The sequence below is a fragment of the Paraburkholderia sp. GAS38 genome (assembly GCF_050434965.1).
Taxonomy (GTDB): Bacteria; Pseudomonadota; Gammaproteobacteria; order Burkholderiales; family Burkholderiaceae; genus Paraburkholderia; species Paraburkholderia phenazinium_A.
Window position 1 is genome coordinate 26596 of the sequence record NZ_JBNDJO010000024.1, and the last position, 14831, is coordinate 41426.

Annotated in this window: 13 protein-coding genes; all 13 read left to right on the forward strand. The window is 63.8% G+C overall.

Going from position 1 to position 14831, the window contains the following annotated elements:
* Positions 1-128: 128 nt before the first annotated feature.
* The 13 genes from leuC to folC all read left to right on the forward strand — a co-directional run bounded on the left by leuC (position 129) and on the right by folC (position 14824).
* Entirely contained in the window at positions 129-1538 is a 1410-nt protein-coding gene (leuC, locus tag P3T42_RS35710) for a 3-isopropylmalate dehydratase large subunit (protein ID WP_074294079.1), read from the forward strand.
* A 78-nt stretch (positions 1539-1616) separates the two neighbouring features.
* Positions 1617-2267, forward strand: coding sequence for a 3-isopropylmalate dehydratase small subunit (gene leuD, locus P3T42_RS35715; RefSeq protein WP_074294080.1), 651 nt, complete (start codon positions 1617-1619; stop codon positions 2265-2267).
* A 75-nt stretch (positions 2268-2342) separates the two neighbouring features.
* Complete coding sequence (leuB, locus tag P3T42_RS35720) at positions 2343-3410, forward strand: 3-isopropylmalate dehydrogenase (RefSeq protein ID WP_429308672.1); 1068 nt, start codon at positions 2343-2345, stop codon at positions 3408-3410.
* Between the two features lie 157 nt (positions 3411-3567).
* Positions 3568-3696, forward strand: coding sequence for a hypothetical protein (locus P3T42_RS35725; protein WP_290439557.1), 129 nt, complete (start codon positions 3568-3570; stop codon positions 3694-3696).
* Positions 3697-3779: 83 nt separating this feature from the next.
* Complete coding sequence (gene asd / locus P3T42_RS35730; protein ID WP_074294082.1) at positions 3780-4901, forward strand: aspartate-semialdehyde dehydrogenase; 1122 nt, start codon at positions 3780-3782, stop codon at positions 4899-4901.
* A 183-nt stretch (positions 4902-5084) separates the two neighbouring features.
* The gene (locus tag P3T42_RS35735) at positions 5085-7688 is read left to right on the forward strand and encodes a FimV/HubP family polar landmark protein (protein ID WP_429308673.1); all 2604 of its coding nucleotides are present in this window, start codon (positions 5085-5087) and stop codon (positions 7686-7688) included.
* Positions 7688-8509, forward strand: a complete 822-nt coding sequence (gene truA / locus P3T42_RS35740) for a tRNA pseudouridine(38-40) synthase TruA (RefSeq protein WP_429308674.1) — start codon at positions 7688-7690, stop codon at positions 8507-8509. Before P3T42_RS35735 ends, truA begins: the two co-directional genes overlap by 1 nt.
* Positions 8485-9234: a phosphoribosylanthranilate isomerase gene (locus P3T42_RS35745; protein ID WP_429308675.1), complete on the forward strand. Its 750-nt coding sequence runs from the start codon at positions 8485-8487 to the stop codon at positions 9232-9234. Before truA ends, P3T42_RS35745 begins: the two co-directional genes overlap by 25 nt.
* 57 nt (positions 9235-9291) lie before the next feature.
* Positions 9292-10485, forward strand: coding sequence for a tryptophan synthase subunit beta (gene trpB / locus P3T42_RS35750; protein WP_074294084.1), 1194 nt, complete (start codon positions 9292-9294; stop codon positions 10483-10485).
* Between the two features lie 11 nt (positions 10486-10496).
* Entirely contained in the window at positions 10497-11465 is a 969-nt protein-coding gene (locus P3T42_RS35755) for a DNA-methyltransferase (protein ID WP_074294085.1), read from the forward strand.
* Positions 11466-11571: 106 nt separating this feature from the next.
* The gene (gene trpA, locus P3T42_RS35760) at positions 11572-12387 is read left to right on the forward strand and encodes a tryptophan synthase subunit alpha (RefSeq protein WP_429308676.1); all 816 of its coding nucleotides are present in this window, start codon (positions 11572-11574) and stop codon (positions 12385-12387) included.
* 83 nt (positions 12388-12470) lie between these two features.
* Positions 12471-13343: an acetyl-CoA carboxylase, carboxyltransferase subunit beta gene (accD, locus tag P3T42_RS35765; RefSeq protein ID WP_074294087.1), complete on the forward strand. Its 873-nt coding sequence runs from the start codon at positions 12471-12473 to the stop codon at positions 13341-13343.
* Between the two features lie 170 nt (positions 13344-13513).
* A complete protein-coding gene (folC, locus tag P3T42_RS35770) occupies positions 13514-14824 on the forward strand; it encodes a bifunctional tetrahydrofolate synthase/dihydrofolate synthase (RefSeq protein WP_074294088.1) in 1311 nt (436 codons plus the stop codon).
* Positions 14825-14831: the final 7 nt, after the last annotated feature.

The window sequence follows — 14831 nt, forward strand, 5'->3', positions numbered from 1 at the left end:
CGCTACTACCACCCAACTCCCTGTTTTTTCTGGGTTTTTCCGCTAAACAGCGCGCAAAAAACGGGATCAGCGTGGCATAATCGATCGCACACACAGCTTGCCCGCAGTCACCACAACCCCCGCATACCATGGCACAGACTCTCTACGACAAATTGTGGAACACGCACGTGGTCCACACGGAAGAAGACGGTACGACGATTCTTTATATCGACCGTCACCTGCTGCACGAAGTGACGAGCCCGCAGGCGTTCGAAGGCCTGAAGCTGGCTGAGCGTCCGGTGTGGCGTATCAGCGCGAATCTGGCCGTTTCCGACCACAACGTGCCCACCACCGACCGTAGCCATGGCATCGCCGATCCGGTGTCGAAGCTGCAAGTGGACACGCTCGATTCGAACTGCGACTCGTACGGCATCACGCAGTTCAAGATGAACGACCTGCGTCAAGGCATTGTGCACATCATCGGGCCGGAGCAGGGCGCCACGCTGCCGGGCATGACCATCGTCTGCGGCGACTCGCATACGTCCACGCACGGCGCGTTCGGCGCGCTCGCGCACGGCATCGGCACCTCGGAAGTCGAGCACGTGCTGGCCACGCAAACGCTCTTGCAGAAGAAGAGCAAGAACATGCTGGTGAAGGTCGAAGGCCAACTGCCGCGCGGCTGTACCGCGAAAGACATCGTACTCGCCATCATCGGCAAGATCGGCACGGCAGGCGGTACGGGTTATGCCATCGAGTTCGGCGGTTCGACAATCCGCGCGCTCACCATGGAAGGCCGCATGACCGTCTGCAACATGGCGATCGAGGCGGGCGCACGCGCCGGCATGGTCGCGGTTGACGACACCACCGTCGAATACCTGAAAGGCCGGCCGTTCTCGCCGGAAGGCATCGAGTGGGAGCACGCGGTCGAATACTGGAAGCAGTTCAAGTCGGATGACGGCGCGAATTTCGATCGCGTCGTCGAACTGAACGCTGCGGAAATCGTGCCGCAGGTCACGTGGGGCACGTCGCCGGAAATGGTGACCGCAATCGACGGCCGCGTGCCGGATCCGGAACGCGAAAAAGATCCGGTTAAACGCGACGCCATGGAACGTGCGCTCAAGTACATGGCGCTCGAACCGAATCTGCCCATTGAATCGATCAAGCCGGACAAGATTTTTATCGGCTCGTGCACCAACGCGCGTATCGAAGATCTGCGCGCAGCGGCCTACGTCGTGCGCAAGCTGGGCCGCCGCGTGGCGCCGAGCATCCGTCTCGCGATGGTGGTGCCGGGCTCGGGCCTGGTGAAGGCGCAAGCCGAGCGTGAGGGCCTCGACAAGGTGTTCACCGACGCCGGCTTTGAATGGCGCGAACCGGGCTGCTCCATGTGCCTCGCCATGAACGCCGACCGGCTCGATCCGGGCGAGCGTTGTGCGTCGACTTCGAACCGCAACTTCGAAGGCCGTCAGGGCGCAGGTGGGCGTACCCACCTCGTGAGCCCGGCCATGGCAGCGGCTGCCGCCATCGAAGGTCACTTCGTCGATATTCGCAAGCTCGGCTAAGCCCGCGCTACTTTCGAATCCACCGGCGGCGCGCATTGCGTCGCAGCCGCCGGTCTCTACTCTGGTGGGTGATGGGCCATGGATAAATTCATCGTACATACCGGCGTTGTGGCGCCGTTGGATCGCGAGAACGTCGACACGGACGCGATCATTCCGAAGCAGTTCCTGAAGTCGATCAAGCGCACCGGCTTCGGCCCGAATGCGTTCGACGAATGGCGTTATCTCGACCACGGCGAGCCGGGTCAGGACAACTCGAAGCGTCCGCTGAATCCGGATTTCGTGCTGAACCAGCCGCGCTATAAGGGCGCGTCGGTCCTGCTGGCGCGCAAGAACTTCGGCTGCGGCAGCTCGCGTGAGCACGCGCCGTGGGCGCTGCAGCAATACGGCTTCCGCGCCATCATTGCGCCGAGCTTCGCGGACATCTTCTACAACAACTGCTTCAAGAACGGCCTGCTGCCGATCGTGCTGACCGAGCAACAGGTCGATCATCTGTTCAACGAGACCTACGCGTTCAACGGCTTCGAGCTGACCATCGATCTCGAGGCGCAAGTCGTGCGCGTCGGCGCCGGCACGGAGTATCCGTTCGAAGTCGCGGGCTTTCGCAAGTACTGCTTGCTGAACGGTTTCGACGACATCGGCCTCACGCTGCGCCACGCCGACAAGATCCGCCAGTTCGAAGCAGAGCGTCTGACGAAGCAGCCGTGGCTCGGCCACCGCATCGTCGGTTAAACACGCGTTGTTCGCGGCGGGGTTGAGTTTGTGCGCTCAGCGCCGCTTCAAGAGAAAACAATCAAGGAAATTCGCATGAAGATCGCAGTGTTGCCCGGCGACGGCATCGGTCCGGAAATCGTCAAGGAAGCCGTCAAGGTTCTGAATGTGCTCGGCGAAAAGTTCGAGCTCGAAGAGGCGCCCGTCGGTGGCGCGGGTTATGAGGCGAAGGGTCATCCGCTGCCCGATTCGACGCTCGCATTGGCGAAAGAAGCCGATGCGATCCTGTTCGGCGCCGTCGGCGACTGGAAGTACGATTCGCTCGAACGCGCCCTGCGTCCTGAACAGGCCATTCTGGGTCTGCGCAAGCACCTGCAACTGTTCGCGAACTTCCGTCCGGCGATCTGCTATCCGCAACTGACGGCCGCTTCGTCGCTGAAGCCGGAAATCGTCTCGGGCCTCGACATCCTGATCGTGCGCGAACTGAATGGCGACATTTACTTCGGCACGCCGCGCGGCGTGCGCGAGGCGCCGGACGGTCTGTTTGCCGGTGCGAAGGAAGGCTTCGACACGATGCGTTATTCGGAGCCGGAAGTGCGCCGCATTGCGCACGTCGCGTTCCAGGCGGCGCAAAAGCGCAGCAAGAAAGTGACCTCGGTGGACAAGGCCAACGTGCTGGAAACGTCGCAGTTCTGGCGCGACATCATGATCGACGTGTCGAAGGAATACGCGGATGTCGAGCTGTCGCACATGTACGTCGACAACGCGGCAATGCAGCTTGTGAAGGCGCCGAAGTCGTTCGACGTCGTGGTGACCGGCAACCTGTTCGGCGACATCCTCTCGGACCAGGCCGCCATGCTGACGGGTTCGATCGGCATGCTGCCGTCGGCTTCGCTCGACAAGAACAACAAGGGCCTGTACGAGCCGTCGCACGGTTCGGCGCCCGATATCGCCGGCAAGGGCGTGGCCAATCCGCTGGCTACCATCCTCTCCGCCGCGATGATGCTGCGTTTTTCGCTGAACAAGGCCGAGCAGGCTGACCGCATCGAAACGGCGGTGAAGAAGGTGCTCGAGCAAGGCTTGCGCACCGGCGACATCCTCACGCCTGGCTGCCAGCAGGTCGGTACCGTGGCGATGGGCGATGCCGTCGTCGCCGCGCTTTAAGGTCGTTGCGGTGGTGTTGTCAAAGCGCCGTACAGTGTCGCGGCGCTTTGTGAGTTGAACAGGGTAGTCAAGCGTGAATGGGCTGCAATCCGGCCCATTCACGCGCAAAAGCGGTCAATCAGACCGCCTAAATCCGGTTTTCGTGTAGACTGTGCCGATGGCGACGATTCCCCAAATCACCTCGATTTCTATCCACCACGGCAAAACGGCCCGTGTGGTTGAGCTCGCCATCAGCATCAAAACGCTCGTCAAAACGATTACCCCGAAAACGATCACGATTCGCTGATCGTCCGTCGTGCCCGCCCATCTTCCCCGCGCGGTCACTGCGGGCAAAGATGCGGGGAAGCCTCCACTCGAAGGGTAAGTGTCATGAACGTAGGTCTCGTAGGTTGGCGCGGCATGGTCGGCAGCGTCCTGATGCAACGTATGCAACAGGAAGGCGATTTCGATCTGATCGAACCGGTGTTTTTCAGCACCAGCAACGCGGGCGGCAACGCGCCGTCGTTCGCTAAAAACGAGACCAAGCTCAAAGATGCCTCGAGCATCGACGACCTGAAGAAGTGCGACGCCATCATTTCCTGCCAGGGCGGCGACTACACCAACGACGTGTTCCCGAAGCTGCGCGCAGCGGGCTGGAACGGTTACTGGATCGACGCGGCTTCGTCGCTGCGCATGAAGGACGACGCGGTCATCATTCTCGATCCGGTCAACCTCGACGTCATCAAGAACGCGCTGGTGAAGGGTCAGAAGAATTTTATCGGCGGCAACTGCACGGTCAGCCTGATGCTGATGGCGCTGGGCGGTCTGTTCCGCGAAAACCTCGTCGACTGGATGACGGCCATGACGTATCAGGCCGCATCGGGCGCGGGCGCGCAAAACATGCGCGAACTGCTGCAGCAGATGGGCACGCTGTACGGTTCGGCGAAGGAAGATCTGGCGGATCCGTCGTCGGCGATTCTGGACATCGACCGCCGCGTGCTGGCTGCCATGAACAGCGACCGCATGCCGACCGATCACTTCGGCGTGCCGCTCGCCGGCTCGCTGATTCCGTGGATCGACAAGGACCTCGGCAACGGCATGTCGAAGGAAGAGTGGAAGGGCGGCGCGGAAACCAACAAGATCCTTGGCAAGCCGGCTATGGGCACACCGGGTTCGATTCCGGTGGACGGCCTGTGCGTGCGCATCGGCGCCATGCGCTGCCACTCGCAGGCGCTGACCATCAAGCTGAACAAGGACGTGCCGCTCGACGAAATCAACAGCATCCTCGCCTCGGCCAACGACTGGGTCAAGGTGGTGCCGAACGAGCGTGAAGCGTCGATCCGCGATCTGTCGCCGGCCGTGGTGACGGGCACGTTGACGGTGCCGGTTGGGCGTCTGCGCAAGCTCGCGATGGGCGGCGAATATCTGTCGGCATTCACGGTTGGCGACCAGTTGCTGTGGGGTGCTGCTGAACCGCTGCGTCGGATGCTGCGCATTCTGCTCGACAAGTAAAGTAAACTACGCGCCTAAGACGCGTAAAAACTCAAAAAGCGTCGCGCTCGCGCGGCGCTTTTTTCATTGTGTGCTCCGAAAATCTTGTCCCAATTCAACTGCAAACAAGGGCTGAGCGCTGACGCGCCTGTCGTCCCGATGATCGTTCGACTCTCTTCCCTTCACGCTATGTCACGTGGCCGTGTGTGCCGGATCGCAGCCGCGGCGGCGCTTGCATGGACCTTGACCGGTGCATCCGGCGCGCAGGCCGCGACGGCGGACGCGGCGAGCGCGGCGGCCGCAGTTGCGGCCTCGGCGCCGCTCGAAGCCGGCAGCCAATATACGATTCGCCCGGGGCAGTCGCTCAACGACGTGGCGATTGCCGCCACGCAGTCGCACGACCGTGCGACGTTGGCGCGTGCTTCCAAGGCCTTGTTCGATGCGAATCCCAATGCGTTCATGTCGCACGATCCGAGCCGCTTGCGGTTGGGCGCGGTGCTGACGATTCCGGCGCTGGATGCGACGGGCGCGGCGGTGGGGGCTTCGGGTGCGGCGGCCGGTTCGGGGGCTGCGGTGGGTTCGACGGCTGCGGCGGCGCCTGCATCGTCGGCTGCGGCTACGGCTACGCCGGCCAGTGCCGCGACGCAGTCGGTTGCGGCGGCTCAGGCGAATGGTGCAAGTGCTGTGACGCACGCGGCTCCGGCTGCGACCGTTGTTGCAAGCGCACCGCTTCAGGCGAGTTCGGCGACGGCCGCTGTCGCGAGCGCGCCGCTGGCGGGCAGTGCGCCGGGTGCGGTCGCTGAAGGTGCTGTTTCGGCGGCTGCGTCTACGCCTGCGGCTGCGGGTGCCTCGTCAACGGTGCCTGCTACCGCGTTGCCTCCAGCGCAAGCAAGTGGCGCGCACGTCTGGACGGGCGCTATCCAGCCTTCGACTAGCGCGCCGGCGGCGGGTGCATCGGCGGCGCTGCCGTCCGCGCCTTCCGCAGCCGCGCCGGTGGCGCAAGCTCCGACTCAGGTTTCCAGTCTCCAGCAATTGCTGGCGCTGAAGAGCCGGGTGCTGATGGAATTGCAAAAGCACGGCATCGGCGGCAAGCCGGCGCAGCCCGCGCAAGCGGGCGGTGTGGCGACGGCAGGTACTCAGGCAACAAGTGCTGCCGCAGTGACAGCCCCCGCCTCCGCCCCCGGCGTGCCGGGCAATGGCGGCATGGCGACTTCGCATGTGACCGTGGGCAATGTGGACTTGTCCCCAGTGGACTTGGGTTTTGCCGCGGCAATCGGGGCGGCCTTGGTGGCGTTGCTCGCCGCGTTCGGACTGCGTCGGCGTAAGAAACGCGTGACGCCGGCGGAGGCTGTTGCCACCGCACGCGCTGGAGGCGATGGATCTGATGCGGTTGTTTCGCGAGACGACGTAGCGCCGCATGAAGACATTGGCGCGCATGAGCGCGCCCTAGCCGATGACGAAGATGCGCGCGACGTAGCGGCCGTGGCCGCGGTATCGCCGGAAGCGGCGGCTCGTGAAGCGGCGGAGCGTGAGGCGGCAGCGCGGGAGGTGGCTGCGCGGGAGGTGGCTGCGCACGAATCGTCCGTGCAGGAGGCGGCGGAGCGAGAAGCCGCTGCACGTGACGCAGCGCTGCGCGGCGCGACGCTGGACCAGGAACCGGCCCCGCTTCCACACGACGCACCGGCCCACGAAACCTCGTTCGTCAGCGAAAGCGCGCCGCAGACGCACGGCGATGCATCCGATCTGGACGCACTAGCCGCGCCGTCGGCATTCGAGGCCGCTGAGCACGCGTCCTCCGAAGCGTCGCCGTCGCAGCTCGACCACGCGGCCGAACAAGCCGCGGAACAATTGAGCCACGCCACACCGTCCGACGCTGACCAATGGAACCCGGCCGCAGCCCATTCGCCTGAGGAAATTCCCGACGGCCAGCAGGAAGCAAGCCACAACCCGCCGCTGCCGCAAATGGATTTCGGCGCGCCGGCGCCCCTTGGCGAGCCGCGAACGGATTCCCCGTTCGACGAAACCCTCCGTGACGAGCCGGCGTTCAACCCCACGTCGTACGAGCACTTCGATACGACTGCGGCGCATTTGGAAGCACCCGCAGAACCCAGCGCGCTCGACCCGGCACCTCACACAGAAGCCCCTTCGCAAGAACCTGCCGCTCCGCACGCCCCTGACACTGCTTTCCCGTCAGCGCCAGAACCGGAGCCGGAGCTCGGGGCCGAGGCAGAAGCAAACGCAGAAGCAAACGCAGAAGCAAACGCAGAAGCAAACGCAGAAGCACCGTTCGCGGACATCCCCGCTGAGCCGACCGCGACAAACAGCTTCCCGCGCGCCGCAGTCGACGCATTCAGCAGCCTCGACATGGGCTTGCCGCCCCGCATCGAGCCGCCGGCTCCGTTGACCCCGCCGGCCTCGCTCTCGACGCAACCGGTCGTCGAACCCGAGATCACGGCCCAGCAGGCCGTCCCGCCGCAACCCGCTGAGCCTCGCCATGCTAACGACGAAATCGCTGCCGGCACCGCAGGCTCGGCCGCAGTCGCCGGGCTGGGCGCGGCGCACTTCGGCGCGCTGAATCTGGACTTCGATCTGGAATTGCCGCCAAGCCCCGCGCAGCCGTTGCCGTCGTTCACGCCGCAGGATCTCGTCAGGATTGCCCGCAACAAGCTCGATCTGGCCTCGGAATACATCGAACTGGGCGATCTGGCCGGCGCGCGGGCGCTGATCAACGAAGTCATCGCTGCGAACGACGCCGCCACGCGCACCGAAGCGCGCGCGTTGCTGTCGACGCTGTCGCCCCTGTCGTAATGCCGGCCGTGACGCGGATTGCGCTAGGGATCCAGTACGACGGCTCGGCCTTTTGCGGCTGGCAGTCGCAGCCGCACGGCAAGACGGTTCAGGACGCGCTGGAGCGGGCGCTGCGCGAATTCGCGCAGACGCCTTTGCAGACGGTGGTGGCCGGTCGTACGGATACCGGCGTGCATGGCCTCGGTCAGGTGGTGCATTTCGACACCGAACTCGACCGCACGGATTTTTCGTGGGTGCGCGGCACCAACGCGTTTTTGCCGAAGACAGTCGCGGTGCAGTGGGCCAAGCCCATGCCGGACACGTTCCACGCGCGCTTCTCGGCGTTCGAGCGGACCTACTACTACGCGCTGTATGTCCACCCGGTGCGCTCGCCTATGCTGGCCGCCCGTGCCGGCTGGATACACACGCCGCTCGACGTCGAAGCAATGCGCGCTGCAACCGGCCACCTGATCGGCGAGCACGACTTTTCCGCGTTCCGCTCGTCGGAATGCCAGGCGAAGACACCGGTCAAGCACCTCCACCAGATCGACGTGCGGCAGCAGGGCGACTTCATCCACTTCCGTTTTCGCGCCAACGCGTTCCTGCATCACATGGTGCGCAACCTGATGGGTTGCCTGGTGGCGGTCGGGCGTGGCCGGCATCCGGCCGCATGGATGGCCGAGGTGCTGGCGAGCCGTGACCGCAACCAGGCAGCGCCCACTTTCATGCCCGACGGCCTGTATCTCGCGCAGGTGGGCTATCCTGAGGAATTCGCGGTGCCCGCCGCGCAGTCGGGAAGTGTGCCGTGGAGCACCGTATGGACCGAGTTACCGGAATCATGAATACAAGCAATCTGACCCAGCCGGCCGCAGTCGGTGCGCCCCAGCAGCAGGACACGCCGCGCGTCGCCGCGCCGCATCGGACCCGCATCAAACTGTGCGGGCTCTCGAAGCCCGAAGACGTGGCGCACGCCATCGACCTCGGTGCGGACGCGATCGGCCTGGTGTTCTATCCGCCCAGCCCGCGCTCGGTCAGCGTCGCGCAGGCGGTGGAACTGGTGCGGGACGTGCCGCCGTTTCTGTCGGTGGTGGGCTTGTTCGTGAATGCGTCACCCGAATGGATCCGCGAGGTGGTCAGCAATATTCCGCTCACCCTGCTGCAGTTCCACGGCGACGAGACGCCCGAGCAGTGCGAGGCGCTCGCCAATGTTGCGGGTTTGCCTTGGTTGCGTGCTTTGCGCGTTGGGGCTGATACTCAGCAAGCCGATTTGGTAAAATCGGCGCTTAACTATGCGGCAGCCAGCGGCCTTCTGTTCGACACCCATGTCGAAGGCTATGGCGGCGGCGGGAAGGTTTTCGATTGGTCACTTATTCCAGCAGAGCTCGCGCGTCGGGCCGTTTTGAGTGGTGGGTTGAACGCGCAAAACGTCAGTGATGCGATTCATCGCGTGCGCCCGTACGCGGTCGATGTCTCGAGCGGCATCGAAGTAACGGGCGCCAAGGGCGTCAAAGATCACGCCCGGATGGCGGCGTTCGTACGCGCAGTGCGCGCGGCGGACGCAGAGTGATTCAGCCGGCGGCAGGCTCCGAACGGAGCCGCCCGGCACACTGAGAAGAGTGACATCATGTATAACTTGCCCGATGAACGAGGCCATTTCGGCCAATTTGGCGGCGTATTCGTCGCTGAAACGCTAGTCCACGCACTCAACGAGCTGCGTGAAGCCTACGAAAAATTCCAGAAAGATCCCGAGTTTGTCGCCGAATACGAGCGCGAACTGAAGTATTTCGTTGGCCGCCCGTCCCCCATTTATCACGCACAGCGTTGGAGCGAACTGCTCGGCGGCGCGCAGGTGTTCCTCAAGCGTGAGGATCTGAACCACACCGGCGCCCACAAGATCAACAACGTGATCGGCCAGGCATTGCTGGCCAAGCGCATGGGCAAGCCGCGCGTCATCGCGGAAACCGGCGCGGGGCAGCACGGCGTCGCCACGGCGACGATCGCCGCGCGCTTCGGCATGGAATGTGTGGTCTACATGGGTTCGGAAGACGTGCGCCGCCAGGCCGCCAACGTCTACCGCATGAAGCTGCTGGGCGCGACGGTCGTGCCGGTCGAGTCGGGCTCCAAAACGCTGAAGGACTCGCTTAACGAGGCGATGCGCGACTGGGTCACCAACGTCGAAAACACCTTCTACATCATCGGCACGGTTGCGGGGCCGCATCCGTATCCGATGATGGTGCGCGATTTCCAGCGCGTGATCGGCGACGAGTGCAAGGTGCAGATGCCGGAACTGGTTGGCCGTCAGCCGGACGCGGTGATTGCGTGCGTGGGTGGCGGATCGAACGCAATGGGCATCTTTTACCCGTATATCGACGATAAAGACGTGCAGTTGATCGGCGTTGAAGCCGCCGGCGATGGTCTGGATACGGGCCGCCATGCGGCTTCGCTGATCGGCGGCAGCCCGGGCGTGCTGCACGGCAACCGCACCTACCTGCTGCAGGACGAAAACGGCCAGATCATCGAGACGCATTCGGTGTCGGCGGGGCTGGACTATCCGGGCGTCGGTCCCGAGCACGCCTGGTTGCACGAAACCGGCCGTGCGCAATACGTCGGCATCACGGACGAAGAGGCGCTCAAGGCGTTCCACGATTGCTGCCGGATCGAAGGCATCATTCCGGCGCTCGAATCGAGCCATGCGCTGGCCTACGCGGCCAAACTCGCGCCGACCTTGCCGAAGGACAAGTGCCTTCTGGTGAATCTGTCGGGCCGTGGCGACAAGGACATGCACACGGTCGCCGAGCGATCGGGTATCACGTTCTGAGCGCCGCGACGATGCGCGACGAGTTCGACGAGCCGCAACCGGCAATCGAAGGCACCGAGGCTGAAACGGCCGAAGCCACGACGGCGCAAGCCGTGATGGCCCAGGCCGGAGAAGCCGCCCAGATCGAAGCCACCGAAGCGCCCGTACCGGCGCTTTCGGCGGCGTTGCCTGTGGTGCCTGCCGGTATTCAGCTCTTGAACCGCGATTTTCTGACCGATGTGGCGAACCTGCCGGACGGTTCGATCGACCTGATTCTTGCCGACCCGCCGTATGGGCTCGGCAAGGACTATGGCAACGATTCCGATATGCGCTCGGGCGACGACTTTATCGCCTGGACGCGTAGCTGGCTCGAGCTGGCGATCCCGAAGCTCAAGCCGTCCGGTTCGCTGTACATCTTTTGCACGTGGCAGTACGCGCCGGAGATCTTCTGCTTCCTGAAGACCCGCCTCACGATGGTCAACGAGATCATCTGGGACCGGCGCGTGCCGAGCATGGGCGGCACCACCCGCCGCTTCACGTCCGTGCACGACAACATCGGCTTTTTCGCGGTGTCGAAAGATTATTATTTCGATCTCGATCCCGTCCGCATCCCGTACGATGCCATCACGAAGAAGGCGCGTTCGCGCAAGTTGTTCGAAGGCAGCAAGTGGCTGGAGCTTGGCTATAACCCGAAGGACGTCTGGTCGGTGTCGCGGCTGCATCGGCAACATGCCGAACGCGTCGATCATCCGACCCAGAAGCCTCTGGAAATCGTCGAGCGGATGGTGCTCGCGAGCTGCCCGCCGGGCGGCCGCGTGCTCGACCCGTTCATGGGGAGTGGCACCACCGCAGTTGCTTGTGCACGTCAGAAGCGCGAATTCGTCGGCTATGAAATCAATGAAAGTTACTGCGCGATAGCGCGCGAACGCGTCAGCGCGGCCGCGCAGGCTGCGCCAAACGAAACCGTTGCGCCGGTCGCATCTGTGGCTGCTGAAACCTGAGCAAGGCTGGGTGAAGCGCCGAATGGCGTCGAACCGGGTCAAGAAACGCTCCAAGTAGCAGCAAACAGCGGCGAACGCGCAGTAAACCATTTTCGAGAGAATTTCCATGTCCCGTATCAAGAACACGTTTGCAGCCCTGGCTGAGCAGGGCAAGAAAGGACTGATCCCGTTCATGACGGCTGGCGATCCGGACCCGGCCCGCACCGTCGAATTCATGCACGCGCTCGCCGCCGGCGGCGCGGATGTGATCGAACTCGGCGTGCCGTTTTCGGACCCGATGGCCGACGGCCCGGTGATTCAGGCGTCGTCGGAACGCGCGCTGGCGCACGGCGTGTCGCTGCGTCACGTGCTGGCTGACGTGAAAAAATTCCGCGAGCGCGACGAAAAGACGCCGGTGGTGCTGATGGGCTACGCCAATCCGATCGAGCGAATGGGCGTCGATGCATTCGCGGCCGCGGCTAAGGGCGCCGGTGTGGATGGCGTGCTGGTGGTCGATTACCCACCGGAAGAGTCGGTGGTTTTCGCCGAAAAGATGCGATCTTCCGGTATCGATCCGATCTTCCTCCTTGCCCCCACCTCGACCGACGAACGCATCGCCGAAGTCGGCAAAATCGCCAGCGGCTACGTCTACTATGTGTCGCTCAAGGGGGTCACCGGAGCGGCAAATCTGGACGTTTCCAGCATCGCGAGTAAAATCCCGGCCATCAAGTCGCGCGTTCCCCTGCCGGTGGGCGTCGGTTTCGGCATCCGTGACGCCCAGACGGCGCGTTCGGTGGCCGAAGTCTCCGATGCCGTCGTGATCGGCAGCCGTATCGTGCAATTGCTCGAAAAAGCCTCGCCGGACACGGCCGCCGAAACCCTCACGAGTTTCATCGCGGAAGTGCGCGAGGCGCTGGACAGCATTGGCGCGACCGCCCGATAACCGTTACTTTTTGTCTGCTGTAGGCTTGCGGCGGGGTTTCGTCCCCGCCGTTATGCGTACCGAAGACCCAGGAAGGAATCAATATGAGCTGGCTCGACAAGCTGCTGCCGCCCAAAATCAAGCAAACCGATCCGAAAAACCGTAAAGGGATTCCGGAAGGCCTGTGGATCAAGTGCCCGTCGTGCGAAGCGGTGCTGTACCGCAACGACGTCGAGGCCAATCTACACGTTTGCCCGAAGTGCGACCATCACATGCGCATTGGCGCGCGTGAGCGGCTCGACGGCCTGCTCGATCCGGAAGGCCGCTACGAAATCGGCCAGGAAATCGTGCCGGTCGACGCGCTCAAGTTCAAGGACAGCCGCAAGTATCCTGACCGCCTGAAAGAGGCGATGGAAGAAACCGACGAAACCGACGCCATGGTCGTCATGGGCGGCGCGATTCACACGCTGCCGTGCGTGGTGGCCTGCTTCGAGTTCTCGTTCATGGGCGGCTCGATGGGTTCGGTGGTCGGCGAGCGCTTTGCGCGCGGCGCGCAGAACGCGCTCGAGCAGAACGTGCCGTTCATCTGCTTCACCGCTTCTGGCGGCGCGCGGATGCAGGAAAGCCTGTTGTCGCTGATGCAGATGGCCAAAACCACCGCAATGCTGACCAAGCTGTCCGACGCCAAGCTGCCGTTCATCTCGGTGCTGACCGATCCGACCATGGGCGGCGTGTCGGCGAGCTTCGCCTTCCTCGGCGACGTGGTGATCGCGGAACCGAAGGCGCTGATCGGCTTTGCCGGCCCGCGCGTGATCGAGCAGACTGTGCGCGAAAAGCTGCCGGAAGGTTTCCAGCGCGCCGAATTCCTGCTGACGAAGGGCGCGGTCGACATGATCGTCGACCGTCGCAAGCTGCGTGAGGAAATCGCTCGCCTGATGGCGCTGATGTCCCGCCAGCCGGCCGACGCGGTGGCCTGAGCGCCGTCCGTACCACCTCAGCATTGACGCCGTGCCCCAACGCACGGCGGAGCAAAAAACAGCGCGCCGCGAGAGGTCATCAAGCGGCGCGCAGTCATTTCCGGGATAATCGCGGTCTCGCCGCGATGCGATCCGCGCAACCCAGCCTCACCGCCTAACCGACTCATCCGATGACCTCATTCCCCACTCTCGACGCGTGGCTCACGCACCTTGAATCCGCGCATCCGGTCGGTATCGACATGGGTTTGACGCGGATCGGCAAGGTGCGCGACGCGCTGCAACTGTCGTTCGACTGTCCGGTGATCACGGTGGGCGGCACCAACGGCAAGGGCTCGACCTGCGCGATCCTCGAAACGATCCTGCTGCGCGCCGGTTACCGCGTGGGCTGCCATACATCGCCGCACCTGCTGTCGTTCAACGAGCGCGCGCGCGTGAACGGTGCCGTGGCCAGCGACACCGACCTGCTGCCGCATTTCGAAGCGGTCGAGGCGGCCCGTCTGAGCCTGGCCGAACCGGTCACCCTGACGTATTTCGAATTCACGACGCTGGCGATCATGCATCTGTTCGCCTCGCGTGGCCTCGATGCGGTGATTCTAGAGGTGGGTCTCGGTGGCCGGCTCGACGCGGTCAATATCCTCGATACCGACTGCGCGATCATCACGAGTATCGACATCGATCACACCGAATACCTCGGCGATACGCGCGAGAAGATCGCTTTTGAGAAGGCCGGCATCTTCCGCCCCGGCAAGCCGGCGATCTGCGCCGACCCCGTGCCGCCGCAGACGCTGATCGACCACGCGGAGCAGATCGGCGCCGATCTGTGGCTATTTGGCCGCGATTTCCGCTACGAAGGCCAGGCGGGCAGCGAGCGTCAGCAGTGGAGTTACGTGGGCCGTACCATGCGCCGCTCGGCGCTTGCGTATCCGGCGCTGCGCGGCGCGAACCAGCTCATCAACACCTCGGCGGCGCTGGCGGGCCTCGAAGCCTTGCGCGACCGTCTGCCGGTTTCCGCGCAGGACATTCGCCTCGGCCTCGCCAACGTCGAACTGGCGGGCCGCTTCCAGGTGCTGCCGGGCAAGCCGGCGATCGTGCTCGACGTCGGCCATAACCCGCATGCCGCCGCCGTGTTGTCGCAGAATCTCGGCAATATGGGCTATTTTCCGTACACGTACGCCGTATTTGGCGCGATGCACGACAAGGACATTGCCGGCGTGGTCGAACACCTGAAAGGCGAGGTCGACCACTGGTGCGTCACAGACCTGCCCAGCCCGCGAGCGGCGTCCGCGCAGGATCTCGAAGCGATTTTGCGGGAATCTGGCGTGTCCGATGGCGCGGATAGCAGCGTCACGCGCTACGTTTCACCCGCGGAGGCTTTTCAAGACGCGCTAAAACGAGCCACGGAGAATGATAGAATCGTGGTTTTCGGCAGTTTCTATACGGTAGCCGGCGTGATGGCCTACCGTAAATCGCAGCAACACTGAACGGGCG